Annotated in this window: 22 protein-coding genes; 18 read left to right on the forward strand and 4 right to left on the reverse strand. The window is 39.2% G+C overall.

All coding sequences use genetic code 11. The annotated features are described in order from the left end of the window. Positions 1 to 141 precede the first annotated feature (141 nt). From nifJ to glmM, 4 genes are all read left to right on the forward strand, one after another. Positions 142 to 3834: a pyruvate:ferredoxin (flavodoxin) oxidoreductase gene (nifJ, locus tag HMPREF2731_RS05215; protein ID WP_070872467.1), complete on the forward strand. Its 3693-nt coding sequence runs from the start codon at positions 142 to 144 to the stop codon at positions 3832 to 3834. A 188-nt stretch (positions 3835 to 4022) separates the two neighbouring features. Continuing rightward, positions 4023 to 4910 (forward strand): diadenylate cyclase CdaA, encoded by an 888-nt coding sequence (cdaA, locus tag HMPREF2731_RS05220; RefSeq protein WP_070872469.1) that lies wholly within the window; start codon positions 4023 to 4025, stop codon positions 4908 to 4910. Next, the gene (locus tag HMPREF2731_RS05225; protein WP_070872471.1) at positions 4907 to 6079 is read left to right on the forward strand and encodes a CdaR family protein; all 1173 of its coding nucleotides are present in this window, start codon (positions 4907 to 4909) and stop codon (positions 6077 to 6079) included. The genes cdaA and HMPREF2731_RS05225 overlap by 4 nt, the downstream gene beginning before the upstream one ends. Positions 6080 to 6102: 23 nt before the next feature. Then, the gene (gene glmM / locus HMPREF2731_RS05230) at positions 6103 to 7458 is read left to right on the forward strand and encodes a phosphoglucosamine mutase (protein WP_002292085.1); all 1356 of its coding nucleotides are present in this window, start codon (positions 6103 to 6105) and stop codon (positions 7456 to 7458) included. A gap of 338 nt (positions 7459 to 7796) precedes the next feature. On the opposite strand, the gene HMPREF2731_RS05240 is transcribed toward glmM, so the two are convergent. Then, complete coding sequence (locus tag HMPREF2731_RS05240; RefSeq protein WP_002306487.1) at positions 7797 to 8021, reverse strand: hypothetical protein; 225 nt, start codon at positions 8019 to 8021, stop codon at positions 7797 to 7799. 149 nt (positions 8022 to 8170) lie between these two features. Between HMPREF2731_RS05240 and HMPREF2731_RS05245 the strand changes: the two genes are divergently transcribed. Beyond that, the gene (locus HMPREF2731_RS05245) at positions 8171 to 9010 is read left to right on the forward strand and encodes a helix-turn-helix domain-containing protein (protein ID WP_070872542.1); all 840 of its coding nucleotides are present in this window, start codon (positions 8171 to 8173) and stop codon (positions 9008 to 9010) included. A 152-nt stretch (positions 9011 to 9162) separates the two neighbouring features. On the opposite strand, the gene glmS is transcribed toward HMPREF2731_RS05245, so the two are convergent. Continuing rightward, entirely contained in the window at positions 9163 to 10968 is a 1806-nt protein-coding gene (glmS, locus tag HMPREF2731_RS05250) for a glutamine--fructose-6-phosphate transaminase (isomerizing) (RefSeq protein WP_070872473.1), read from the reverse strand. 407 nt (positions 10969 to 11375) lie between these two features. On the opposite strand from glmS, the gene HMPREF2731_RS05255 reads away from it, so the two are divergent. The 7 genes from HMPREF2731_RS05255 (at position 11376) to yihA (ending at position 18031) form a co-directional block, all read left to right on the forward strand. Then, on the forward strand, positions 11376 to 11666 hold the full coding sequence (locus tag HMPREF2731_RS05255; RefSeq protein WP_002292074.1) for a hypothetical protein: 291 nt from the start codon (positions 11376 to 11378) through the stop codon (positions 11664 to 11666). Between the two features lie 12 nt (positions 11667 to 11678). Next, on the forward strand, positions 11679 to 12704 hold the full coding sequence (gene sppA, locus HMPREF2731_RS05260; RefSeq protein WP_002309012.1) for a signal peptide peptidase SppA: 1026 nt from the start codon (positions 11679 to 11681) through the stop codon (positions 12702 to 12704). A gap of 2 nt (positions 12705 to 12706) precedes the next feature. Beyond that, positions 12707 to 13366, forward strand: a complete 660-nt coding sequence (locus tag HMPREF2731_RS05265; RefSeq protein ID WP_002292072.1) for an RDD family protein — start codon at positions 12707 to 12709, stop codon at positions 13364 to 13366. Between the two features lie 153 nt (positions 13367 to 13519). Continuing rightward, a complete protein-coding gene (locus HMPREF2731_RS05270) occupies positions 13520 to 14452 on the forward strand; it encodes a hypothetical protein (RefSeq protein ID WP_070872478.1) in 933 nt (310 codons plus the stop codon). A 153-nt stretch (positions 14453 to 14605) separates the two neighbouring features. Further along, positions 14606 to 15895: a trigger factor gene (tig, locus tag HMPREF2731_RS05275; protein WP_002292069.1), complete on the forward strand. Its 1290-nt coding sequence runs from the start codon at positions 14606 to 14608 to the stop codon at positions 15893 to 15895. Positions 15896 to 16110: 215 nt separating this feature from the next. Next, a complete protein-coding gene (clpX, locus tag HMPREF2731_RS05280) occupies positions 16111 to 17361 on the forward strand; it encodes an ATP-dependent Clp protease ATP-binding subunit ClpX (RefSeq protein ID WP_070872480.1) in 1251 nt (416 codons plus the stop codon). An 82-nt stretch (positions 17362 to 17443) separates the two neighbouring features. Next, positions 17444 to 18031, forward strand: coding sequence for a ribosome biogenesis GTP-binding protein YihA/YsxC (yihA, locus tag HMPREF2731_RS05285; protein WP_070872482.1), 588 nt, complete (start codon positions 17444 to 17446; stop codon positions 18029 to 18031). Positions 18032 to 18107: 76 nt separating this feature from the next. Here the strand turns inward: yihA and HMPREF2731_RS15040 are convergent, their stop codons facing one another. Beyond that, positions 18108 to 18263: an SPJ_0845 family protein gene (locus HMPREF2731_RS15040; RefSeq protein WP_002329303.1), complete on the reverse strand. Its 156-nt coding sequence runs from the start codon at positions 18261 to 18263 to the stop codon at positions 18108 to 18110. A gap of 136 nt (positions 18264 to 18399) precedes the next feature. Between HMPREF2731_RS15040 and HMPREF2731_RS05295 the strand changes: the two genes are divergently transcribed. The 5 genes from HMPREF2731_RS05295 to HMPREF2731_RS05315 all read left to right on the forward strand — a co-directional run bounded on the left by HMPREF2731_RS05295 (position 18400) and on the right by HMPREF2731_RS05315 (position 23720). Then, complete coding sequence (locus HMPREF2731_RS05295) at positions 18400 to 19728, forward strand: hypothetical protein (RefSeq protein ID WP_070872484.1); 1329 nt, start codon at positions 18400 to 18402, stop codon at positions 19726 to 19728. 10 nt (positions 19729 to 19738) lie between these two features. Next, a complete protein-coding gene (locus tag HMPREF2731_RS05300) occupies positions 19739 to 19948 on the forward strand; it encodes a hypothetical protein (RefSeq protein WP_002297541.1) in 210 nt (69 codons plus the stop codon). 159 nt (positions 19949 to 20107) lie between these two features. Further along, positions 20108 to 20860, forward strand: a complete 753-nt coding sequence (locus tag HMPREF2731_RS05305) for a DeoR/GlpR family DNA-binding transcription regulator (protein ID WP_002297539.1) — start codon at positions 20108 to 20110, stop codon at positions 20858 to 20860. Then, positions 20857 to 21771 carry a 1-phosphofructokinase gene (gene pfkB / locus HMPREF2731_RS05310; RefSeq protein ID WP_002292062.1) on the forward strand — a complete coding sequence of 305 codons (915 nt, stop codon included), beginning with the start codon at positions 20857 to 20859 and terminating at the stop codon, positions 21769 to 21771. The genes HMPREF2731_RS05305 and pfkB overlap by 4 nt, the downstream gene beginning before the upstream one ends. A gap of 17 nt (positions 21772 to 21788) precedes the next feature. Further along, the gene (locus HMPREF2731_RS05315) at positions 21789 to 23720 is read left to right on the forward strand and encodes a PTS fructose transporter subunit IIABC (RefSeq protein ID WP_070872485.1); all 1932 of its coding nucleotides are present in this window, start codon (positions 21789 to 21791) and stop codon (positions 23718 to 23720) included. Between the two features lie 105 nt (positions 23721 to 23825). Here the strand turns inward: HMPREF2731_RS05315 and HMPREF2731_RS05320 are convergent, their stop codons facing one another. Further along, complete coding sequence (locus tag HMPREF2731_RS05320; protein ID WP_002292056.1) at positions 23826 to 25385, reverse strand: ClC family H(+)/Cl(-) exchange transporter; 1560 nt, start codon at positions 25383 to 25385, stop codon at positions 23826 to 23828. A 154-nt stretch (positions 25386 to 25539) separates the two neighbouring features. Between HMPREF2731_RS05320 and HMPREF2731_RS05325 the strand changes: the two genes are divergently transcribed. Further along, positions 25540 to 26217 (forward strand): UvrD-helicase domain-containing protein (locus tag HMPREF2731_RS05325; RefSeq protein WP_083325475.1); only part of this gene is annotated, 678 nt, incomplete at its 3' end.

The raw sequence follows: 26217 nt of genomic DNA on the forward strand, positions 1-26217 counted from the left end.
GCAACGATTTAGATTGTTTTTCTAAAAAAATGATTGAAATAGACGTATGTGAAATATTTTTCTAAATAAAAGAAAAAATGGAATATTTTACGTTATAATGGAACAGATAATAAGAGAGAATATGAACAAGGATGATGAATCATGCGAAAAATGAAAACAATGGACGGCAATACGGCAGCCGCGTATATTTCTTATGCTTTTACCGAGATTGCTGCAATATATCCGATAACGCCCAGTTCGACCATGGCTGAATTAGTCGATCAATGGTCAGCAGCAGGAAAAGAAAATGTATTTGGTCAACCAGTAAAAGTAGTGGAAATGCAATCCGAAGCAGGAGCAGCTGGCGTGGTTCACGGTTCACTGAAAACTGGTGCGCTGACAACTACATATACCGCCTCACAAGGGTTGCTTTTGATGATACCGAATATGTATAAAATTGCTGGGGAACTACTGCCAAGTGTTTTTCACGTTGCTAGTCGGGCAGTGACGACGAATGCTTTAAATATATTTGGAGATCATGGAGACGTGATGGCTGCAAGACAAACAGGGTTTGCGATGCTAGCTGAAAGCAGTGTGCAAGAAGTGATGGATTTGGCACCTGTTGCCCATCTTGCTTCCATTGAAGGTGAATTGCCTTTTTTGAATTTCTTTGATGGGTTCCGTACGAGTCACGAAATTCAAAAAATCGAAGTTTTGGAATATGAAGAATTAGCTCCTTTGGTCAATCAGGAGAAGTTAGCTTCTTTTCGTAAACGTGGGATGAATCCCAATCATCCGACAGTTAGTGGCACGAACCAGAATCCAGATATTCATTTTCAACAACGGGAAACAATCAATCCGTATTATGATAAGTTACCTGCAATCGTACAAAAATATATGAAAGAGATTAATCGATTACGAGGTACTTCTTATGATTTGGTGACTTATTACGGAGCAGCTGATGCAGAAGAGGTCATTGTTTCGATGGGATCAGTTGCACAGACGATTGAGCAAACAGTTGATTATTTGAATGCAAACGGAGGGAAAACAGGTTTTTTGAATATCCATCTTTATCGACCTTTTCCAGTGGAAACATTTGTGCAAAAGTTACCTCATACAGTAAAAGCAATCGCTGTTCTTGATCGAAGTAAAGAGCCAGGAGCAGGGGGAGAACCCCTTTTATTAGACGTTCAAAGTGCGTTATATGATTCTGAATTTCGCCCGGCTATTATTGGTGGTCGCTACGGATTAGGTTCGAAAGATGTGACACCCGATCAAATCTCGGCAGTTTTTGATGAATTGCAAAAAGATCCAAGTATACGCAAAAAACGGTTCACCATTGGGATCGTGGATGATGTGTCTTATCAATCTTTGGAAACAAAAGAAAGTCTAGATTTAACAGAACCGCAAACATTCCAGGCAAAGTTTTGGGGATTTGGATCTGACGGAACAGTTGGTGCAAATAAATCAGCCATCAAGATTATCGGGGATCACACAGACAAATATGCTCAAGGTTATTTTTATTATGATTCGAAAAAATCTGGCGGTCTAACTGTCTCTCATCTGCGTTTTGGAGATACGCCGATACGTTCAGCGTATCTTGTCGAGCATGCGGACCTTGTTGCTTGTCACACACCAGCTTACCTGCATAGCTATGACTTAGTCAAAGGATTGAAGCCAAGTGGAATTTTTTTACTGAATACTCTTTGGAGTGACGAACAATTAGAAACGCATCTGCCCATAAAATTAAAACGTTACTTGGCTGAAAATAACATTCGGTTCTATACGATCAATGCCATGAGATTGGCCCAAGAAGTTGGTTTGGGACGACGGATCAATACGGCAATGGAAACAGCATTTTTTAAATTAGCTGACATCATTCCATTTGATGAAGTGATTCCGTTGCTAAAAGAAGAAGCACTAAAAAGCTACGGGCATAAATCAATGGCTATCGTAGAAAAAAACATACAGGCAATCGATCGGACAATCGAACTGCTTCATGAAGTTGTGATTCCAGAAAATTGGAAAACATTGGAGATGCCTGAAAAAATCAATAAAAGGAACAAGGGGTATGTACAAGAAATCCTTGAGCCAGTGAATGCGCAGGAAGGGAATCATCTCTCTGTTGGTACGCTTGTAGCAAATGGAATGACAACTGGCGAAATGCCTTTAGGAACGGCTTCTGTTGAAAAGCGAGGTGTCGCTTTAGAAGTACCTGAGTGGATTAGTGATCGCTGTACGATGTGTAATGAATGTGCCTTTGTGTGTCCACATGCTGCCATCCGTCCATTTTTAGCAGATGAAGAGGAAATGGAAGAAGCACCAGAAGGATTTATCGTGAGAGAAATGAGAGGCGCAGACGGCGTAAAATACCGTATCCAAGTTTCAGTGGAAGACTGTACAGGTTGTGGTCTGTGTGTAGAGGCTTGTCCCGCAAAAGGCAAAGCTTTAGTGATGAAACCTTATGAAGAACAGAAAGAACAAGCTATGAATTGGGCTTTTGCGATGACGCTAAGACAAAAAGAAAATCCAGTGAAAGGGAAAAATACGGTTTTATCGACACAATTCAACCAACCACTTCTTGAATTCTCAGGCGCTTGCTCAGGCTGTGGCGAAACACCTTATGTAAAATTATTGACACAAATGTTCGGCGATCGAATGATGATTGCGAATGCGACAGGCTGTTCTTCTATTTGGGGCGGTGCCTCTCCAGCTTCGCCTTATACGACAAACGAATGTGGTCAAGGGCCTGCATGGTCAAATTCTTTATTGGAAGATAATGCTGAATTTGGTTATGGTATGCTTCTGGCGGCACAGACTCGTCGTGAGGCTTTGGCAAATTCAATCAAAGAAGTATTGCCAAAAGTGTCAGAAGAACTGCGAGAATTGATGGAAGACTGGTTGGAACATCTCTTTGAGAGTGAAGGAACGCAACAAAGAGCAGCAAAACTGCAAGCAGCGATCGAAAATGAACGATCAATTGTCCCTGAACTGGAAGAAATATACAAGAGAAGAGATCTATTCGTAAAAAACAGCCAATGGATGATTGGCGGAGACGGATGGGCTTACGACATTGGTTTTGGCGGGATCGATCATGTACTTGCTAGCGGAGCAGACGTAAATATCCTTGTTTTGGATAACGAAGTCTATTCCAATACTGGCGGTCAAACCTCAAAAGCAACACCAGCTTCGGCAATCGCTAAATTTTCAGCTAGTGGAAAATATGCTTCAAAGAAAGACTTAGGGATGATGGCGATGACATATGGGAATGTCTATGTAGCACAAATCGCTTCAGGGGCCAATCAAATGCAGACAATCAAAGCATTTGAAGAAGCAGAAAAGTATCCTGGTCCTTCTCTGATTATTGCCTATACACCTTGTATCACACATGGCTTGCTTGGTGGAATGAAAGAATCGCTTAAAGAAGCAAAAGAAGCTGTTTCTTCTGGTTATTGGTCATTATATCGATATAACCCTACAATGGTCGAAAAAAACAAGAAACCAATGACTTTGGACTACAAAAAACCTGATTTCTCTACTATGCCTGATTTCATGAGGAAACAGGTTCGCTTTTCTTCACTAGAGAACGCAAATCCAAATCTTGCAAAAGCTTTATTTGAAAAGACTGTCCAAGATGCTAAAAAACGTTTTTACAACTATGCTGCACTGTCAGGAGAATTAGAAAAAATCAAGAAAAGACTTGAACCAGAAGAGTCCATTGATGTAGTCGTTAAGACGAGAAAAGAAAAAACGACGGATCTTGAAGCGGAAGAAAGAAGAGCTGCCCGAAGAGCCGCTCGAGCAGAACGACGTAAAAAAATGGAACACGTTACAGAAGAAAAAAGTGAAAAATAACAGAAAAAATGTAATGAATAATTCTCTGAGGTTTAAAAATTTTTATTCTAGAGAAAAATAAAACGCATACTTGTAATTTTCTTGAAAATTATGTGTTTTTCTCAAGAAAAAAACGAGTAGATCAGCCTCTAAAATTAAAACATATGATATACTAGAGAGGAAATCTCAAAAGAGAAGAGAGGCTTTTTATGTCATTTCAAATCGGGGAACTTTTTAATTTGGACTATTGGCAGCAAATGTTTTCCGGTGACTTGTTCTCTCTGAATTTTTTGGTGAACATACTTGATATTCTGGTTGTCTGGTATCTTGTATACAAACTGATCCAACTGCTGCGAGGCACAAAAGCGATTCAGCTTCTGAAAGGTGTAGCTATTTTTATTGTTATCCGAATCGTAGCAGAAATCATTGGTCTGCACACCTTGTCTTGGCTGATGAACCAAGTCATCACGTACGGGGTGATAGCTGCTATCGTGATTTTTCAGCCGGAAATCCGGAGAGGACTGGAACATCTTGGACGCAGTTCGCTTTTCAAACAATCAAAAAGCGAACAGCAGGAAGATGAGAAGATTATCTTGTCTTTTGACAAAGCCATCCAATATATGTCCAAGCGAAAAATCGGTGCACTGATCACTATCGAACGTCATACTGGATTAGATGAGTATATTGAGACAGGGATTGCTTTAGATGCAGATATCACTGGGGAGTTGCTGATCAATATCTTTATTCCTAATACACCGCTGCATGATGGTGCAGTTATTGTAAAAGAAGGAAAGATCGCAGTAGCAAGCGCCTATCTTCCACTATCAGAAAGTATGTTGATCCCTAAAGAATTCGGGACTCGACACCGGGCAGCTGTCGGTATAAGCGAAGTCAGCGACGCGATCACCATCGTTGTCTCTGAAGAAACCGGGGACGTCAGCATCACGTTAGACAATGAACTGATGGCTGGCTTATCCCAGCAAGAATATTTGGCAATCTTGCGTAGAGAACTAATTGCTGAAGAGAAAACAAAAAATAAGAAAAACGTGATTCAATCTTTCCTAGACGGTATGACTAAGGGAGGGGATCGCAAATGATCTCAAAAGAGAAACGGACAAGTATTCTTTACAGTTTTATTGCATTGCTGTTCAGTATTGCACTGTACTTCAATGCAAATGGACAGTCCGTTCAAAACACGCTTTCTGGAAATGAAGCGTATAATCAAACAGTCACTGGTGTGCCAATCAAAATTTCTTATGATTCGCAACGCTATTATATCCATGGATATGAAAACACAGTGACGGTCAAACTTTCCAGTGCAAACCGAGTCCAGTTGAATGCAGAAGCAAACGAAGATACACGGATGTTTCGCATCACTGCAGATATCACTAAGCTTGGCGAAGGAACACATGAAGTTCCGCTGAAAATTCAGAACTTGAGCAGTGCTGTCACAGCAAAGATGGAACCATCAACTATTACAGTAACGGTTGAGAAAAAGGTGACAAAAGATTTCGATGTGGAAACATTGATTCCTTCAACGATCACACCATCTGGATATGATCTGGATGATACTTCCGTTAGTCCTAAAAAAGTCTCTATCACTACAGGTGATAAAACGTTGGCCGAAATCAAACGAGTAGTAGCTGATGTAGATGCTTCGATGGTCACGGATGATGGAATCAATAGTGAAGTGCCGATACAAGCGCTGAACGCAGCAGGAGAAATATTAAGTATCATTTCCGATCCAGTGCAAGTAACTGTGAAAGCTGATGCAATCAAACCAAGCAAAACGGTACGACTTTATGGGACGCAACAAGGAACACCGGCTGCTGGGGTTAAAAGCTATGATTTCAGTTTTTCAGACCTGGAAGCAGAAGTAAGCGGATCTAGCGATTTGCTTGCGTCAATCGGCGACAGTATCGTTGTACCAATCAATGTCTCAGGAATCAGTCATCGAACAACTCGTAAAATCGAAATACCAGTAGAAGAAGGACTAAGTATCAAACCTAAATCAGTCAGTGTGGAGATTACACCCGTAATGCAAACGTCAAGCAGCAGCTCCGCTTCGACGAGCAGTCGGACACAACAAGATACAAATATAAGTACAAGCACCACATCTGCTGATTCAGTAACGGTACCTTCAACAACAACGTCCATCTCTTCTAGTTCGGAATCTGCAACAAGCAGTTCATCCACGAGTACAGAAGAAACGTCGCAAACAAGCGAATCAACACAAATGAGCAGAACAAATTCCTCGGAAAATTAAGTTAAAGGAGTAATTTTACAACTATGGGTAAATATTTTGGAACAGACGGCGTCCGCGGTGAAGCCAACAAGGAGCTTACGCCAGAACTTGCATTTAAGCTGGGACGATGCGGAGGTTATGTCCTAAGCCAGCATGAAGAAGAAGGAAAACGCCCACGCGTACTAGTGGGGCGGGATACAAGAATCTCAGGTCAAATGTTAGAAGAAGCGCTGATTTCAGGACTTTTATCGGTGGGTATCGAAGTGTTCCAACTAGGTGTGATTTCTACGCCAGGTGTTGCTTATCTGACACGGTTACAAAAAGCAAGTGCAGGAGTGATGATCTCTGCTTCTCACAATCCAGCGCAGGATAATGGAATCAAATTTTTTGGTGCAGACGGTTTTAAATTAGTAGATGATCAAGAACTAGAAATCGAAGCATTGTTGGATGCAGAAGTAGATGAATTGCCTCGTCCATCAGCTGACGGTTTGGGAACTGTAGAAGAATTTCCAGAAGGTTTATTGAAATATTCTCAATTCCTTGTTCAAACGATCAATGGCGATCTTTCCGGTTTGACGATTTGTGTCGATGCAGCAAACGGAGCAACTTCAACAAGTGTCAATCGTTTGTTCGCTGATCTTGAAACAGATTTCTATACAATGGGCACAAATCCAGATGGTTTAAACATCAATGATGGGGTAGGTTCTACGCATCCAGAACGTTTAGCTGAGATGGTCGTTGAAAAAGGAGCGGACGCTGGTCTAGCTTTCGATGGCGATGGCGATCGCATCATCGCGGTAGATGAACTTGGGAATATCGTCGATGGTGATAAAATCATGTTTATCTGTGCTAAATACTTAGCAGAAAAAAATCGCTTGAAAAAAGACACCATCGTTACAACTGTGATGAGCAACTTAGGCTTCCACAAAGCGGTAGAAGGAATCGGTCTGAAAGATGTCGTTACACAAGTCGGTGATCGTTATGTTGTAGAAGAAATGCGCAAAAACGATTATAATTTTGGTGGCGAGCAGTCTGGACACATGATTTTCTTAGATTTCAACACAACTGGTGATGGGATGCTTTCAGGAATTCAGTTGTTGAATATTATGAAACAGACGGGTAAAAAATTATCTGAGCTTGCAGCAGAGGTAACGATTTATCCGCAAAAATTAGTGAATATCCGTGTAAGTGATAAAAATGGTGCGATGGATGTTCCAGCAATTAAAAAAGTGATCGAAGAAGCAGAAGCTGAAATGGGGTCAGAAGGTAGAATCCTAGTTCGCCCTTCCGGCACAGAACCATTACTTCGTGTGATGGCAGAAGCGCCTACCGATGAGAAAGTCAATTACTATGTCGATAAAATCGCAGCAGTAGTCAAAGAAGAAATCGGTCTAGATTAAGAACCTAAGGTAGAAGAGAAAAAGCAAAGACTAGTGACGGTTATTCGTCGCTGGTCTTTGCTTTTTCTTTTATTTAAAAACATATTGTGTAAGAAATATTATACCAATGTAAGAGATGAAAAAACTCAACATCACTAGTAAAATAGCACGTTTGCGTGCTTTATCTGCTTTTAATCCTATTTTTTTGTGGATATGATCAAGAATAATATAACTAGGAATTTGAGCCAATAGATAGACGTAATAATAGTTTTGCCCGTCCGCAATAAGGAAGTACAAAACAAGAGAAGCAACTATACTATCAAAAAAGAGAATAGACCAGCGTAAGAGCGTTAATTTTGTTACCATCGAAAATCATAGGTAGAACTCCAGCGTGCTTCAGTCAAGGTTATTCTACCAGTCCCTCTATTGCCGTTAGCATCTTCATAACTATCATTTTTGTAAACATCAGGCTTGATAGTGGTAGTATCTAATTCAGAAGCAAGGGAGACGATTGCAGTAGAAGTCAGGACGAGTGAGGAAACAACAATTGTAGTGACAAAAATAATAAGCATTTTTCTTATCATAGGCCAACCTCCATTTTGTTTTTGTTATAATATAAGTATAATAGTTTCTTTGTTACCCTTATATTTTATAATCATCTAATTGTTTTTGGTAGATTTGTTGCATAAGCTCACAAAAATTTTGGAGGGAGAAAAAATTGAGGTTTGGCGAAATGTATCGATTTATAAGGAAAGGGAAAGGAATGACTCAAAAAGAAGTTTGTAATGATTTTTTAGATAGGACAACTCTTTCGCGGATTGAAAAAAATGAGACGGAGCCAAGGTTTGAAAATGCTTGTTATTTATTAGAGAGGATAGATGTATCTTTAGATGAATTTAGATATTTGGCAAATATAGAGAATAGAGATAATAGAGATAATCGTACAAGGCTTATTGAGGATTTTTATTCTATTATTTCAAATACAGAAAGTGCACAGATAAGAAAGTTGTATAGACGATGTTTAGAATTTACATCTACTTGTTCAGATAAAAAAATAGAAGAAATCCTGTTGATTTTACGCTTGTATTTATCTGCTGATCCTATAGACTTTGATAAAACAGAATTCAAAGGGTTGGTGACTCCGATTTGGCAGCGGCTTTCAAAAATAGAGGTGTGGACATTAAGAGATATTCAAATATTTGCGATCATTTCATTTCATCTAGAAATCAGCACGTTAGAAATAATGTATCCTATTCTATTAGCTACGCTTGATAGATATAATCGATTGGATGTTGTCGATACAGTAAGGCTGACACTTTTGATGAATATCTCTCAAATATATATACAAAAAAATCTTGTAGAAGATGGCCGATACACGTTGAATCTAGCAAAAGATATGGCGAAACGAGCAAAACGAGCTGATTTTCTAGGCATAATCTTCGTAAGATTGGGGTACTGCCAAAACGATACAAAATTAATGCAAAAAGGGTTTGATTTACTTGAAGTAGTTGAAGAAACGGAATTAAAAGCCAAATTATTAAAGGAACTCCAATATTATAGACAGAGAAAGTGAACGATTTATTTAAACGAGGTTTTAAAAAGTAAACGGGAAATAAAGTAAAAATACCGAACACTAAAAATCAAATTTTTGGTGTTCGGTACATACTATGCTTTTATTTTTTTACAAAAGACTGCAAAAATCAAATGATTTCCCGTACAGAAACGTTACTCAACTGTCACTGATTTCGCCAGATTACGTGGCTTGTCAACGTCAAACCCTCGTAACAGTGTGGCGTAATAGGCAAGTAATTGAGTCGGCACGACTGTAGCAAGAGTAGACAGATAAGGGTGGACTGCTGGCAGTACTAGTTGGTCATTTTCCTTTTCTAATCCTTCTGAGACGATAACTAATGTTTTAGCACCACGGCTTTCGACTTCTTTCAGATTACCTCGAGTATGCGCGCCAGTCACTTCTTCACTGATGATTCCGATCACGGGTGTTCCTTCTTCAATCAAAGCAATTGTTCCGTGTTTCAATTCACCAGCAGCAAAACCTTCTGCCTGGATGTAACTGATTTCTTTCAATTTCAAAGCGGCTTCAAGAGAAACGTTGTAGTCTGCCCCGCGTCCGATATAAAAAGCATTTCTTGTGTCACTGAGGTATTCTGCAGCCAGCTCCTCTAAATAATCTTTCTGGGCAATGACCGATTCCATCGCATTTGCGACTAAACTCAATTCATGAGTGATATCGAACGAAAGAGAAGTTTCTACTTCTTTTTTGTCACCGATAGCTTTGGCTAATAAAGTCAGTACTGCTATTTGTGCAGTATAAGCTTTCGTTGATGCTACTGCAATCTCAGGTCCGGCATGCAACAATAGGGTGAAGGATGCTTCTCGCGAAAGAGTAGAGCCAGCAACATTTGTAATCGTAAGTGAAGGATAGTCGAGACGGTTGATTTTTACCAGCACTTGCCGACTGTCCGCTGTTTCGCCACTTTGACTCAAGAAAATAAAGAATGGTTTTTGTGAAAGAAGAGGTGTGTTATAGCCGAATTCACTGGCTAAATGAACCTCGACAGGAATCTGTGTCAATTCTTCCAAAGTCTGTTTACCAGCTAATCCCGCATGGTAACTAGTTCCGCAAGCAACGATGTAGATTCGATCGCTGTCAGATAATGTATCGATCAGTTTTGGATCAAGAGGGACCCGATTGTCTTCTGTTACGTATTTTTGAGCAATACGACGCATGATAATAGGCTGTTCGTCGATTTCTTTCAGCATATAAAAAGGATAGGTGCCTTTCTCGATATCTGAAGCATCTACTTGCGCTTCAAATGAAGAACGTTCCATAATGTCGCCCGCAAAATTTTGGATAATAATTTTGTCTGATGTAACGGTAACCATCTCTTCATCTTCGACCTCGACGAATTTCTTCGTATGAGCAAGCATAGCCATTGCATCGCTAGCAATTACATTGAATCCATCACCAAGTCCGACTAACAATGGGCTTTTGTTTTTCGCTACATAAATCACATCAGGTGTTGTACGATCAATCAAAGCGAAAGCATAAGAACCTTTGATGACGCGCAAAGATTTTAAAAATGCCTCTTTTGCCGTCATATCCTTCGCAAAAGTTTCAATCAGATGAGCGATAATCTCAGTATCTGTCTCACCGATAAAGTGATCATCTGTTAAATAAGCATTTTTAAGTTCTTCGAAGTTTTCGATCACGCCATTATGGACAAGCACGAAACGCCCGCTTTGTGAAGTATGTGGATGGGCATTTTCCTCAGATGGTTGTCCGTGGGTTGCCCAACGTGTATGGCCGATGCCTATATTTCCTGTAGTATCAGAAGTTATTCTATCTTTTAAATTTTGGATTCTGCCTTGTGCTTTGACTAAATGATCTGTCGTGCCATCTGAGACAAAGATGCCAGCTGAATCATAACCGCGGTATTCCAATTTTTCTAGCCCGCCAATCAATCCTGGTGTTACATTTTTTAATCCAATCATTCCAACAATTCCGCACATAAAAAACATCCTACTTTCTATAATGAATTCGTATGAATGCTTCCAGCTGCAGGAAAATCCTTTTGTTTTATCTTTGCAGATACTTTTTGTGGATCTTCTGTAGAGTGCAGTCCCTAGGGTCATCCGCCGAATCTTTCGATAAACCCTCTCCTCGTCATCTGTTTACACAGACCAGGCGCTATCCTAAAAGGTATAACTATCCTCCTTTTTTGTTTTTTATCTGGAAACATTTAAAATCATACCCTTTTGCGAATGTTTTTGTCAACAAAAAAAGAATAAAAATAAATTGGTATATATCGAATTGCCTTTTGGGTGTGCGTTTTGTATCAAAAAATAATCGGTTTTTGTCTATCATCTTTTTCAGGAGTTCGGTACAATGGAAAGTAATAGGATGAAGGAGGAGAAAAATGGATTCAAAAATTGAAATCATGACACTTGGAATGTTAAAAAAACAATTGTCCGAATTTGAAGCATCAGCTGGTGTATCAGATGATACAAAAATATTTTTAGATACTGGTTGGGATAGCATCCAGGAAATCGCACCTGATGCCTTGGAAGTTGTCCAAGCGCGAGAGTTTACGGTAGAAGATGAATGGACAAAAGAATCATTTTCTGGGTATGCGCGTGAAGAAAAAGCAGAGCGGTTCGACGCTTCCGAGAAGTCAGAAACTGTAATCGTCATAAAAAACTTGTATTAGAAAGGAGAAAGAATGAATAAAAAACGTTGGGCAGCAGTTCTGATTGCTGCGGGATTATTTGTGGTTTCGTTAGTTTCGGCGAGTTTGACTAACCCTCAGGAAAACAATCAAGTCGAAGGGTTGAACAGTTGGTTATACGGGGATGAAGAGTTAGTACCAAATGTGTTGGAAGAGGGAGACAGTACGCAAAAAATCGTAAAACTGACAGTAGATGGAACGATTGCTGCAGGAGGATCTTCTGGCTTATTTGCTTCTGAAGGTTATAACCATGAAAATTTCATGGAACAACTGAAAGCTGTGGAAGAAGATCCAACAGTTAAAGGAATCTTTTTAGAAGTAAACTCTCCTGGTGGCGGTGTCTATGAAAGTGCGGAAATCGCTAAGAAATTAGATACGATCCGTAAAGAACATGATATCCCGATGTATGTCAGTATGAAAAACATGGCAGCTAGCGGTGGTTACTATATTTCTGCTCAAGCAGATAAAATCTTTGCAACCGAAGAAACAGTGACCGGTTCAATTGGTGTGATCATGTCAGGATTGAATTATTCAGGGCTTTTAGAAAAACTGGGTGTGGAAGACACAACAGTGAAAAGTGGCGCGTTGAAAGATATGGGATCAGGAACACGCCCAGAGACAAAAGAAGAGGAAGCAGTGCTTCAAGCGTATATTGATAGTGCGTATCAACGATTTGTAAGAATCGTTAGCGAGGGACGGAATAAATCTGAAGAAGCAGTCAAAAAAATAGCAGATGGAAGGATTTATGATGGTGTCCAAGCAAAAGAAGTAGGTTTAGTTGATGAATTGGGATTCCCTGAAGACGCCTTACAAGCTATGCGAAAGGAACAAAAGCTTGAAGATGCTGAATTAGTAGAATATTCCTCCCCATCATCTGGATTTGCCAGCACATGGTTAGGGAGCAAACTGGCAGAGTTCCAAGGATTGAAATCTTCTGAAACTAGTCAGATCTTATCAATACTTGAGAATCTCGGAACTGCAGAATCACCAAAAGCAATGTATTATTACGGAGGTGAGTAAGCATGACGGAACTTCCAAACGAAAATAAGGAACAAGGAAGAGAGAGGCAACAGCAGCCTGCTGTGGGACCTGATCCAAGCTTTTCCCAAAAAGTGCTGAGCTCTTTTGAAAGAGAACCGATGACATCAGAAGAAATCAAAAAGAAACAACGGAAATGGAAAAAGTATACTGACACAAAAAATGAACCACCAAAAGCAAATGATTTTCCTCATTATTTCTATGCAGGCTTTTTGATCCGAATGTTTGCCTTCTTGATCGATCTTTTGTGTATCGGAGCTATTACACGTTTAACACTTGGTATTGCCAAAAATCTAGGTTGGCTGAATTTTTCAGATTCGTATTTGAGTCTCTATGGATTCACGGCATTACTCATTTATTTAGCGTATTTTGTTTTATTGACGAAACTCAATCATGGCCAAACGATTGGGAAAATGATCTTCGGTATTCGAGTCATCAGCTTTGATGAAGAAGAACTTAGCTGGTCAACTGTTTTAGTTAGAGAAGGTGCTTGCCGATTCATTTTAAAGTTTCCTTTGCTGATGTTAGGGTATCTTCCAGCAATCTTTAATCAGAAAAAGCAGCATCTGGGAGATTTTTTCACTAATACAAGTGTCGTTACGATTAATCTGATCAAAGCATTCAACCAAGAAGTTAACAGCTGATGATCCATAAAAAACAGTAGTTTGAAGCATCTTATAAAAGTCAGATCAAAAATCTAGCTTTTAGAGGATGCTTCGATTATTTTTAATTGTCATGCTTTTTTTGTTTTGCTACTATTGAACATGAGCTGAACATAAGCAAGAGGAGGACACTGCGTGAAGCCGATTGATTTTCCAGAAAAATATGAGAATTTAATGCGAGTGGCCCAACAAGCACTAGCAAACCAGCAATATGAGCAGGCAAAAGAACTATTTCAACGTGCTTACGAGTTGAAAGAAAGCTTTGAGGCTAATAGCCTGCTTGTTTTTTGTCTTTATGAGTTAGACGAGAAAAAAGAAGCGTTGAAACAAGCACTCTTACATGAAAAACAGTATCTTCAAAACGAGGAGTTTGCTGAATTTTATTTTGACTTGTTAATCAGTGCACAAGATTTTTTATATGCTAGAAAATTGATAGCAAGTACAGATTTTTATGAATCTTTTGAGCAGCGTATCATTGAAAAAATCCAATTTGCAGAAGAGTTATCCGGCCAAATGGAGAGGCAAAAAGTCAAGGCGCTCCATAAAAAATCGGAGGAACTTCCTTCATTGGAACCAGCACGTCAGCTGTCGTCTATTGAGGAGATCGAACAGCTTCCTTACCATGAGTTTATCCAAACAGCGAGTAAACTGATTGTATTACCAGAGGTCCATATTTTAGCGAGGGCAAAATTGCTGGAGACGCTTAGGCAATTGAATGAATGCAACCCTGTTTTCTATTTGACGATTGAAGAAAAACTAGTCAAAGTTATACCCAAAGATTTGCCTAAGCCACAGCAACAGTCAAGTTATCAACAATTGTGTGTGTTATCAGACCATTATGGGAATGAAGATGCGCTACTTAGTTCGGTGCTGAAAGAAGAATTTACGTTGCAATCTGCAATCGTTTATCCTGTCTATGATACATACATTGAAGACCCGAGGCGTTGGTTTCAACTGACTGTAGAGGCATGTACAGGAAAAACGATGTATGATGGTACGGAAGATGAAAAACAAAATTTTTTTAAAAAACGAGAGAAAATTTTGGAGCAAATGATCTTCTTCCATTAGATTTTATCAGTGAAAAAGATAAAAATGTTATGAAAAACAATGATTCTACCCATTCAATATGTTTACAATTTGAAAGGGTTAGTGTACTATTTAAAGGTATGCATGAAACGTTTTTGATGTATAAAATGAATTTCTAAACTCGGAGGGAATTAAATGACTGCAACATTTGAAAAAAAAGGCACGAATGATGGTGTTTTAAAATTTACGATTGCGCAAGACGAAATCCAAAAAGGATTAACAACTGCGTTTAATAAAGTGAAAAAAAGCTTGAACGTACCTGGATTCCGTAAAGGAAAAGTTTCTCGTCAAGTATTCAACCGTATGTACGGTGAAGAAGCTTTATATGAAGATGCATTGAATGCTGTATTACCAGAAGCTTATGAAGCTGCTGTCAAAGAAGCTGGCATCGATCCTGTTTCTCAACCAAAAATCGATGTTGAAAGCATGGAAAAAGGTCAAGACTGGGTAATCACTGCTGAAGTAACAGTGAAACCAGAAGTAAAATTAGGACAATATAAAGATCTAGTTGTTGAAAAACAAGATCGTGAAGTAACAGATGCTGACGTGGATGCACGTATCAAACGTGAACAAGAAGCACAAGCTGAATTAGTTATCAAAGAAGATGCTGCAGCTGAAAATGGCGATACAGTAGTAATCGACTTCGAAGGCTTTGTAGATGGCGAAGCGTTTGATGGCGGAAAAGGCGAAAATTACTCACTTGAATTAGGTTCAGGTTCATTCATTCCAGGATTTGAAGATCAATTAGTTGGTCATAAATCAGGTGAAAGTCTAGATGTAAATGTAACTTTCCCAGAAGATTATCAAGCAGAAGATCTTGCTGGAAAAGAAGCAGTCTTCAAAGTGACAATCCATGAAGTAAAAGCAAAAGAAGTGCCTGAATTAGATGACGAATTCGCAAAAGATGTGGATGACGAAGTATCAACATTAGACGAATTGAAAGAAAAATATCGCAAAGAATTAGTAGAAACTAAAGAAAAAGCAGCAGACGATGCAAAAGATGAAGCAGCAATCCGTATGGCTGTTGAAAACGCAGAAATCGTTGAATTGCCACACGTGATGGTTCATGATGAAGTACATCGTTCAATGGACGAATTCTTGAACAACATGCAACGTCAAGGTATCTCTCCTGAAATGTACTATCAATTAACTGGTTCTACAGAAGAAGACTTGCATAAACAATTCGAAGGTGAAGCAGAAATGCGCACAAGAACAAATCTTGTGATCGAAGCAATTGCAGCTGCTGAAAATCTTCAAGCAACAGAAGAAGAAATCAATGCAGAAATCCAAGAATTATCAGAAACATACAACATGCCAATCGAACAAATCAAACGCGTGTTGACAGAAGATATGCTGGAACATGATGTGACAATGAAAAAAGCAATCGAATTGATCACGGGTACAGCGACAGAAGCAAAAGAATAGAAATTAAGTAATACAGGTCATGAAATAAGGGACTGTGACATGTTTGTTGTCACAGTCCCTTATTTTTTGTTAAGCGTGAAAATATACAAAGATATAGGTCAATCGATCCTTTGTTAAACACTTTTTCTTTTTACTAAACTATGTTATGATAATAAAAGACTGTAAAGTCTCTGATAGTTTCTTGCATACTTTTTGCAAGTTAAGGGGTGAAGACCATGTATGACAATCCAAGTAGCAATGAGACCGTACGCTGTTCTTTTTGTGGGAAAACCCAAGAAGAAGTGAAAAAAATCGTAGCTGGTCCAGGGGTCTACATCTGTAATGAATGTATCGACCTATGTAAAGAAATCATTGATGAAGAATTTTATGAAGAAGCTGTACGCGAATTCACTGAAGTCCCTAAACCACTAGAAATTCTTGAAGTATTGAATAACTACGTGATTGGACAAGATCGCGCAAAACGCTCGTTAGCTGTTGCTGTATACAATCACTACAAACGTGTCAATCAGCAAGTACAAGAGAACACAGATGATGTTGAACTACAAAAAAGCAATATCTGCTTGATCGGACCTACAGGGTCAGGGAAAACATTTTTGGCACAAACATTAGCAAAAACGTTGAATGTACCTTTTGCAATCGCAGATGCGACAAGTTTGACAGAAGCTGGTTATGTGGGTGAAGATGTAGAAAACATTTTACTTAAATTGCTCCAGTCTGCTGATTACAATGTGGAACGTGCAGAAAAAGGGATCATCTATATTGATGAGATCGATAAAATCGCGCGTAAAAGCGAAAATGTATCCATCACTCGTGATGTTTCCGGTGAGGGTGTCCAACAAGCCTTGCTGAAGATTCTAGAAGGAACTGTTGCAAGTGTTCCGCCTCAGGGAGGACGTAAACATCCACATCAAGAATTTATCCAGATCGATACGACGAATATCTTGTTCATCGTAGGTGGGGCGTTTGATGGTATCGAAACAATCGTGAAAAACCGTATGGGCGAAAAAACGATTGGATTTGGTACACAAAACCAAAAACTTTCTGAAGACGAAAGCGTCATGCAACATATCATCCCTGAAGATTTGCTGAAATTCGGATTGATTCCTGAGTTTATCGGACGATTACCTGTTATGGCAGCTTTAGAGAAATTGACAACAGATGATCTGGTGCGGATCTTGACTGAGCCAAAAAATGCGTTAGTCAAACAATATCAAAAGCTTCTTTCTCTAGATGATACTGAACTTGAATTCGAACCTGAAGCGTTGAGAGCTATTGCGAAAAAAGCAATCGAACGCAACACTGGTGCTCGAGGTCTTCGTTCTATCATCGAAGAAATCATGATGGATGTGATGTTTGATATCCCTTCAAATGAAAACATCGAAAAAGTGATTATTACCAAAGAAGCAGCTGAATTGTCTGGTGAGCCAACAGTGATCTATAAAGATTCAGAGAAAAAAGCGGGTTGATGAGAAGAGGCTGCCGTAAAAGTCATTTTGGCTTTTACGACAGCCGCTTGCTTTATTCATCACCTTTTTAAGGAGAGAGACCATGAAAGTCCATCAAGCTGAAATCATCATAAGTGCAGTGGCACCAAAACAATATCCAGAGACACAATTGCCGGAAATAGCTCTGGCAGGGAGATCAAATGTAGGGAAATCTTCTTTTATCAACACATTGATTGATCGAAAGAATTTAGCGCGTACTTCCGGTAAGCCTGGAAAGACCCAGACCTTGAACTTTTATTTGATTGAGAATGCGTTACATTTTGTCGATGTTCCAGGATACGGGTATGCAAAAGTATCCAAAACTGAACGAGCAAAATGGGGAAAGATGATTGAGACATATTTAACGACCAGAGAACAACTACGTGCGGTCGTTTCTTTAGTAGATCTACGCCATAAGCCTTCTCAAGAAGATATCCAGATGTATCAATTTTTGAAGTATTATGATATCCCTGTGATAGTTGTTGCTACTAAGGCAGATAAGATTCCTCGCGGTAAATGGAACAAGCATGAAAGCAAGATCAAAAAAGCATTGGATTTTGATCATAATGACACATTTATTCTTTTTTCTTCCGTTACAAAACAAGGAAAAGAAGAAGCATGGGCAGCAATCGAACAAGCAATCGAATCATAAAAAGAATAAAAAAGACTTACCAGTCAAACTCTTCCATAAAAGTTTGGCTGGTAAGTCTTTTTTTGCAGAACTTATCTTACTTTTGTTTCTTGTCTTTTTTCTTTTCTTTTTGTGGTTGCGGTTTTAGAAACCGATCGATTTCTTCTTTTGGCGCAACTGTTTTTTTCGGATCGACAGCAAATGATTCGAAAAGTTTATCTAAATTGTCTGTACGTTCAAATTTCAATCCCATCGCGAACACCTCTTTGTTCCTTTTTTACTTAGTTTACCATGTAATACCTAAAATTGGTTTCCAAGACAAAAAGTTTTAGTTTTTCTTTATCATTCGTTATAATTAAATTATAAAAAGATTTGAAAGAGGTGAGAAAATGATTGGTGAAGATAAATTATTAATGACTATCCAGCTCACAGACTTAGATGATGAAGAAAAAAAACAGGAAATAAGCGATTGGGCTGTTTTGACACGTCTGTTGATCCAGCCAACATTTATCCGCTCTTTCACTCAACAAGCGGACCCGTATAATCTTAGGAAACTTCAAGAAAAAATAATGCTCGCATCGGTAAGAGACGAAAGCTGGTTAGTTGTAGGGAATGACGAGAACGAGTGTAGTTTTCGTTTGGAAGGCAATCAATTGTTGATAAAAAATGTATTGTCTATCTCTGTTTTCAAAGAAAACCAGTTTTTGATTCGAGATTTCATTCAGAAAAAAATGATTGCCCATGGTGTGTTTGCTTATATGAGAGCGTATAGCGAGTTTATCTATCACAATACAAAAGAGATCCCCCAGCGGCTGCTGTTTGAGACGATGGATGAAATCGAGCGTTTACCTAAAATGAAACAGAAAAATGGCGACGTAGTAGTGGATTGCAATCAATTTCCAGGCTACGATCTTTTTTATCAAGGCTTATGTTTTACCTCATGCTGGGAAATGTATTACAGTCACTATTACCATCAGATTATCCCAAAACCGATTTTTCTCGATACACAACAAGTAGAAAAAGTGAAAGAATTAGATAATGAAGTCATATATATCCAGCTTTATCGAGACCCATTCAATTGGCAAAAAACAAACAATCAGCTATTCCAATCCTATTTTAGAGACCAGCTTGGGTTTGACCACCTTGCTTGGGATAACGGCGTGGGATTGTTGAAACCACCATTTGTTGAATACATTTATACTGATCATACGATTCAATCTGTCCAGTATCAAAATGCGCAAATGCAACCTGTTCCCAAAAAAAATGCCTCGTTCTTTGTAACGAAAAGTTATGATATTCAAGGAGGAAATTATAAAGAAAGACGTGTCCGCGGAACACTGAATGCTCAGGCGTATTTTCCTTGGGTTGACGAGAATCGCGCGCGAATGATGTGCTATAAGATCATCGATCCGACTGTTGCTTTGGACAATGGAATCGAAGCGTATTGTTATTACATCAGGGAATATCTAGAAGTAGAGGTAACAGATGAGAAATATCAAGATTATCTTTTATCATTAAGAATCTATGTTCCTTCTGAAGCACTTCCGGATTTACCGTTAAAGGAAATCAAACACAGACTCTCTGATATTGCCTTCAAACGAATAAAGAAAAAACAGCGTAGTGTCCAATTTGATGTCAAGAAAGGCGAGAAGCATCTGCGTGTGCAGTTTTTAGATTATCGCGAATTAGAACAATTGATTACTTTACAAAAAATATGAGGTGAAGAAAATGGATAAACAACTTTATTATCGAATCATGGTTCCAGCATCATTATTATCCGTCTGTCTTTTTTTTGTTCCTAATTTTCCTATTCGATCAGTCATCGGTTTCTTGGTTATGTTTGGTGGGATGGGACTTTATTATTACCTTCTTCATAAGGAAAGAAAACCTGCTACTGTTTATATGAAAAAAACAAGAAGCGAAAATAACAAACGATAAAACAATTTGATAATAGTCAAGTAAAGTAGGAAACCAGTCAAAAAAAGACTGGTTTTTTATTTTTTTGACTGATTTATAATTTTTATGAATGTTTTTGACTGATTTGTATTGCGAGTCTAAAAAAAATATGCTATTATTTGTATTGAGGTGATCGTGAAAATGCTTACAGAGGAACGCAGACAAAAAATCCTAGACTTGCTTGAACAGCAGAAAATCGTGAAATCACAAGATCTTGTAAACCTTTTGAATGCTTCAGAATCAACGATAAGGCGTGATTTGCAAGAGTTGGAGAATGGTGGGTTTCTAGAAAGAGTCCATGGCGGCGCTAAGAAAGAGCAATTATTGAATTTTGAGCAGAATATGAGTGAAAAATCACTCAAAAACGTTCATGAAAAACAGCAGATCGCCAAATTGGCAGCTGAAACCATTAATGACGAAGATGTCATCTATTTAGACGCTGGCTCGACTACTTTAGAAATGATTCCTTTTTTACAAGGAAAACAAATCACAGTGGTGACAAATTCCGTTCAACATGCGGCAAATTTAGTCGATTTGGAGCTTGCTACGATCATTTTAGGTGGAACGATCAAGCTGTCAACCAATGCTGTTTTAGGATCTAATGCGATAGAACAACTAAAACATTTTCATTTCAATAAAGCGTTTATGGGAATGAACGGTGCACATATCGAACAAGGATTCACGACTCCGGATCCAGAAGAAGCAGCAGTTAAACGTTTAGCCATGAAAAATTCAGAAGAGACCTTTGTATTGATTGATCATACTAAATTCAGCCAGTTGTCTTTCACCTCTGTTGCACCTTTGGAAGCAGCCACGATCATAACCGAGCGTTGTCCATTAGAATTCATCAATGAATTCCGTGAAAAGACAACAATTAAGGAGGCAATACAATGATTTACACAGTAACACTTAATCCATCAATTGATTATATTGTACGCGTAGATGGGTTAAAACTAGGTGATTTGAACCGGATGAAAGAAGACTTCAAATTGCCTGGAGGAAAAGGGATCAATGTTTCCCGTATTTTGAAACGGATCGATTCTCAATCTACAGCACTAGGGTTTTTAGGAGGATTCACTGGCGAATTTATTTCGAAGTGGCTTGAAAAAGAACAAATCAAATCTTTGTTCACACACGTGCAAGAAGATACAAGAATCAATATCAAACTAAAATCAGATACTGAAACTGAAATTAACGGTTTAGGTCCAGCTATTTCAGATGAAGAAATCAATGAATTGAAGCAAGCGCTAGGGAAAGTAGAACAAGGAGATATCGTCGTATTGTCAGGAAGCGCGCCAGCCAGCCTACGAAAAGGATTTTATCAAGAACTGATTGATATCATTCGAGAAAAAGGTGCAGATTTCGTAATCGATACAACAGGTGATGATCTAAAGAATGCACTTGTTAAGAAACCGTTGTTGATCAAACCAAACAATCACGAATTAGCTGAGCTTTACAATACAACCTTCCAATCTGTGGAAGAAATCATTCCGTATGGGAAAAAATTACTAGCTGAAGGGGCACAGAATGTGCTGATCTCAATGGCTGGAGATGGCGCTTTGCTCTTTACAGAACAAGGAACTTATAAAACGAATGTATTGGTTCGCCCGTTGAAAAATTCAGTAGGTGCAGGGGATTCAATGATCGCCGGTTTTATTGGTGCTTACAGTCGGACAAAAGATCCGATCGAAGCCTTTAAATGGGGAGTTGCTTGTGGAAGCGCAACGGCTTTTTCTGATGACTTGGCAGATCGCGAACTGATTGATGAGTTATTGCCAGAAGTTGAAATCACAAAAATTGATTAGTTTCAAGGAGGATAATCATGAATATCAAGGATTTAATGGTCAAAGAAGCAATGATCATGGATTTGCAAGCGACTGATAAAAAAGGCGCGATCGATGAAATGGTCCAAAAAATGTTTGATGCCGGCCGGATTTCCGATATCGACACATATAAAGAAGGAATTCTAGCTCGTGAAGCACAAACCTCTACAGGTCTTGGTGACGGAATCGCCATGCCTCACGCGAAAAATAGTGCAGTCAAAGAAGCAACAGTTTTATTTGCAAAAAGCCAAAAAGGAGTAGATTATGAAGCATTAGACGGACAGCCAACTTATCTGTTTTTCATGATCGCAGCTCCAGAGGGCGCGAACGACACACACTTGCAAGCATTAGCAGCACTATCTCGATTGCTGATTGATGCAGATTTTGTAGCGAAATTAAAAGAAGCAAGTACACCAGAAAAAGTCCAAGACTTGTTCCAAACAGCTGAAGAGCAAAAAGAAGCAGAAGAAAAAGCAGAACAAGAAACACAAGCTGCAGAAGCTTCTGCTCATCCAGAAAGAAGATTCGTTGTTGCCGTTACAGCTTGCCCAACAGGAATCGCTCATACTTACATGGCAGAAGATGCTTTGAAGAAAAAAGCGAAAGAAATGGGAGTGGAGATCAAAGTCGAAACGAACGGTTCAGAAGGAATCAAAAACCGATTGACTGCTGAAGACATCGCTCGTGCAGAAGGCGTGATCGTTGCAGCAGACAAAAAAGTAGAGATGAACCGTTTTGACGGAAAAGAATTGATCAATCGTCCAGTCAGTGATGGTATCCGTAAACCAGAAGAGTTGATCAATCTAGCCCTTAGTGGTACTGCACCAATATTCCATGGTGACGGAAAAGAAAATAGTTCAGAAGAAGGAAACGCGGATGGTACTGTCGGACAAAGAATCTATAAAGATTTGATGAATGGCGTATCACACATGTTACCATTCGTTATTGGTGGAGGAATCGCTATTGCTCTTTCTTTCATGATTGACCAATTTATTGGCGTGCCGCATGACCAGTTATCGAATCTGGGGAACTACAATCAAGCTGCTAGCTGGTTCAACCAAATCGGACAAGCTGCATTTGGGTTCATGTTACCGGTATTAGCTGGATTTATTGCTTCAAGTATCGGCGACCGCCCTGGTTTGATTGTTGGATTTGCTGCTGGTGCATTAGCTAATACAGGTGGCGCAGGATTCTTAGGCGCACTGATTGGTGGATTCTTGGCTGGTTATGTCATCGTATTTTTACGTAAATTATTCAAGAACTTACCAAAATCATTGGATGGAATCAAAACGATCCTCTTTTATCCAGTGTTTGGCTTACTGATTACTGGATTCCTGATGTTGCTAGTCAATGTCCCTATGAAAGCAATCAATGATGCATTGAACGGTTTCTTGACAAGTATGAGTGGTTCGAATGCTGCTTTACTTGGTGCATTATTAGCTGGAATGATGGCGGCAGATTTAGGCGGTCCAATCAACAAAGCCGCTTATGTATTTGGTACAGCAACTTTAGCTACGACTGTTGCCACTGGCGGAAGTGTTGTGATGGCTTCTGTTATGGCTGGAGGAATGGTCCCTCCATTGGCGATTTTCGTTGCTACACGTTTATTCAAAAATAAATTCAGCAAAACAGATCAAGATGCTGGTTTGACGAACATCGTGATGGGACTTTCGTTTGTCACGGAAGGATCGATTCCATTTGCAGCAGCTGACCCGATTCGTGCCATTCCAAGTTTTATTATTGGTTCTGCTTTAACTGGCGGATTAGTCGGTGCTTTCGGAATCAAATTACTGGCTCCTCATGGCGGAATTTTTGTTGTATTCTTACTGAGTCACCCAATCATGTATTTGGTGTTTATTGCTATCGGAGCAGTCGTCTCTGGTGTGATTTATGGTTTATTGAGAAAAGCTCCTGCAGTAGCAGAAGCATAGAAATAAAAAGAAGAGACTGGGGAAATCCAGCCTCTTCTTTTTTTGTAGAGTAAAAGTAGTATAGATGAATAGTTGTTGTGCCATAAAATAGTTCTTCCCGGTACGTTAAAATGATTGCTTCAAATTTGTGATCGAAGATTTAGCCTCGATTTCTTGCTTGATTCTTGGTAAGTTTGCTTCATCAGTCAAGATTACCAAAATATCTCCTACATTCATGATCGTATCGCCGTGAGTCAAGATTTCCTGATTTCCTCTGCGTATAGAGATTAGCAGCATATTTTTAGGCCAATTGAAGTCCCGTACCATTAATCCGTCTAAAGAACTCTCTGCCGTTACTGGAAAATCAAAAGTTGTCCTTGCGCCTTTAAGAGCGGCGGTCTGATTGTTTCCAAGTAAACGTTCCAACAATGATTCGTAGATCGGATTCCCTCCGAGAAGATCATTGACGATATAAGCAACAAGAGCAGCCAACCCTAAAGGCATCAGATGATTGAGAGAGCCAACCATTTCTGTCACTAAAATAATTGCTGTCAGCGGTGCTTTCCCAATTGCTGTGAAATAACCAGCCATGGCAATCACGACGAAATCCTTGATGTAGATTGGATCCATCCCGAAATCAACCATGATGTTTCCATAAAAGCTACCGATTAAAGCCCCCAATGTCAATATCGGAAGGAAAATCCCTCCTGGAAGACCACCACCATAAGAAATCATGGAAAAAACGAATCGAAGAACAAACAAACCGATAATCATAATGATTGGCAATGAAGCATGTCCAAAAGCTAAAACGATTTGATTACCTCCGCCTAGCGTACTAGGCCATAAATAACCAATCGGCAAAATCAGCAAGAAAGGAACGAATCCATGAAAATAAGCTGGTAAAGGCAATCGGTTGTAAAATTTTGGCAATGCTAGCAGGACCTTTTGATAAATAAAACCTAAGACGCCTAGAAGTACGCCTAATACCACCAAAGAACCATAATATTTCAACGGCAAAGAAGGAAGATCCCCTAGATATAAAACTGGTCTTAAGCCAAAAAAATAAAGAGAGACAAAGTTAGCTGTGATGGCCGAAGCAAAAGATGTCAGCCAAACAAGAGGAGAGAAGGAGTGATGGATTTCTTCTAAAACAAAGAGTAATCCTGCGATAGGAGCATTGAATGCTGCTGCAAGTCCGCTACTTGCTCCGCTAGAAATCAAAATCTTTTCTTCTGAAGATGGACTCCGAAACAATTGTCCAGCTCCTTGTCCGATAGCTGCACCAAGCTGTATAGAAGGGCCTTCTCGACCTAGAAAAAGTCCTGCGCCAACTGAAAGTACACCACCAATGAACTTTTTCCATAAAACAGAGAACCAGTTCATTGATAATTCCCCTCGAAGCTGTCCTTCTACTTGTGGAATCCCGCTTCCTTTGATATCCGGTTCATTTTTGACCAGATAACCCACAAAAAATGCTGCAAGGATGCAGCAAGTAGCCATGCCAACTAAGTAAATCGGCTGTTCCCGACTTATTTCATAGATGCTTCGAACAAAATCGCCTAACTTTTCGATCGATAAACGAAACAGGCTAACCACGATTCCTGTCAGTAGTCCAACGAATATTCCTTTTAGAATAAAATATATCTGAGTTTTATCTAATTTCTTGATTTTTCCTTTTTTTTCCATTCAAACGCCTCGCTTTCTTTTAATTTAGCGCGAAATCAACGAATTGACAAGAAGAAATCCATAAAAAGAAACAAATGATTTTGAATTAGCTAGTTTAATGAAAGCCAAGAAAATGCTATAATTAACAAGATTGATAAAAGAAAGGATGTTGTTAATGTCATCCAAAGCTGAATTATTAAACGGGATGAACCCCCGTCAGAAAGAAGCTGTTCTTCACACTGACGGACCATTATTGCTGATGGCAGGTGCGGGAAGTGGAAAGACGAGAGTGTTGACGCATCGCATTGCCTATTTGATTGAGGAAAAAGAAGTCAATCCTTGGAACATCCTAGCGATTACTTTTACCAATAAAGCTGCAAAAGAAATGAAAGAACGTGTCAATGCGATTCTCGCATCTGGGGGCGAAGATGTCTGGGTATCGACTTTTCACTCAATGTGTGTGCGTATTTTAAGAAGAGATGTTGATTTTATCGGGTATAACCGGAACTTTACGATCATCGACTCTTCTGAACAGCTGACCTTGATGAAACGGATACTGAAGGAACTGAACATTGACCCGAAAAAATATGATCCTCGCAGCATATTAGGAACAATCTCCCAAGCAAAAAATAGCTTGCAGACCCCTCAAGATTTTGCAAAAATGCAAGGCAGTTATTACGAAGAGATTGTGGCAAAATGTTACGCTGCTTATCAAAAAGAGCTTCAATACAATCAATGTATGGACTTTGACGACCTGATCATGAATACGATCCGGTTATTTGAAGAACATCCTGATTCACTCACATATTATCAAAACAAATTCCATTATATTCATGTAGATGAGTATCAAGAT

It is taken from the genome of Enterococcus sp. HMSC072F02 (genome assembly GCF_001837725.1).
GTDB classification, from domain to species: domain Bacteria; phylum Bacillota; class Bacilli; order Lactobacillales; family Enterococcaceae; genus Enterococcus_B; species Enterococcus_B lactis.

Bases quoted from the DNA above. Each gene is read 5' to 3' on its own strand.
- nifJ (WP_070872467.1), top strand. From the start codon at position 142: ATGCGAAAAATGAAAACAATGGACGGCAATACGGCAGCCGCGTATATT.
- cdaA (WP_070872469.1), top strand. From the start codon at position 4,023: ATGTCATTTCAAATCGGGGAACTTTTTAATTTGGACTATTGGCAGCAA.
- HMPREF2731_RS05225 (WP_070872471.1), top strand. From the start codon at position 4,907: ATGATCTCAAAAGAGAAACGGACAAGTATTCTTTACAGTTTTATTGCA.
- glmM (WP_002292085.1), top strand. From the start codon at position 6,103: ATGGGTAAATATTTTGGAACAGACGGCGTCCGCGGTGAAGCCAACAAG.
- HMPREF2731_RS05240 (WP_002306487.1), bottom strand. From the start codon at position 8,021: ATGATAAGAAAAATGCTTATTATTTTTGTCACTACAATTGTTGTTTCC.
- HMPREF2731_RS05245 (WP_070872542.1), top strand. From the start codon at position 8,171: ATGTATCGATTTATAAGGAAAGGGAAAGGAATGACTCAAAAAGAAGTT.
- glmS (WP_070872473.1), bottom strand. From the start codon at position 10,968: ATGTGCGGAATTGTTGGAATGATTGGATTAAAAAATGTAACACCAGGA.
- HMPREF2731_RS05255 (WP_002292074.1), top strand. From the start codon at position 11,376: ATGGATTCAAAAATTGAAATCATGACACTTGGAATGTTAAAAAAACAA.
- sppA (WP_002309012.1), top strand. From the start codon at position 11,679: ATGAATAAAAAACGTTGGGCAGCAGTTCTGATTGCTGCGGGATTATTT.
- HMPREF2731_RS05265 (WP_002292072.1), top strand. From the start codon at position 12,707: ATGACGGAACTTCCAAACGAAAATAAGGAACAAGGAAGAGAGAGGCAA.
- tig (WP_002292069.1), top strand. From the start codon at position 14,606: ATGACTGCAACATTTGAAAAAAAAGGCACGAATGATGGTGTTTTAAAA.
- clpX (WP_070872480.1), top strand. From the start codon at position 16,111: ATGTATGACAATCCAAGTAGCAATGAGACCGTACGCTGTTCTTTTTGT.
- yihA (WP_070872482.1), top strand. From the start codon at position 17,444: ATGAAAGTCCATCAAGCTGAAATCATCATAAGTGCAGTGGCACCAAAA.
- HMPREF2731_RS15040 (WP_002329303.1), bottom strand. From the start codon at position 18,263: ATGGGATTGAAATTTGAACGTACAGACAATTTAGATAAACTTTTCGAA.
- HMPREF2731_RS05295 (WP_070872484.1), top strand. From the start codon at position 18,400: ATGATTGGTGAAGATAAATTATTAATGACTATCCAGCTCACAGACTTA.
- HMPREF2731_RS05300 (WP_002297541.1), top strand. From the start codon at position 19,739: ATGGATAAACAACTTTATTATCGAATCATGGTTCCAGCATCATTATTA.
- HMPREF2731_RS05305 (WP_002297539.1), top strand. From the start codon at position 20,108: ATGCTTACAGAGGAACGCAGACAAAAAATCCTAGACTTGCTTGAACAG.
- pfkB (WP_002292062.1), top strand. From the start codon at position 20,857: ATGATTTACACAGTAACACTTAATCCATCAATTGATTATATTGTACGC.
- HMPREF2731_RS05315 (WP_070872485.1), top strand. From the start codon at position 21,789: ATGAATATCAAGGATTTAATGGTCAAAGAAGCAATGATCATGGATTTG.
- HMPREF2731_RS05320 (WP_002292056.1), bottom strand. From the start codon at position 25,385: ATGGAAAAAAAAGGAAAAATCAAGAAATTAGATAAAACTCAGATATAT.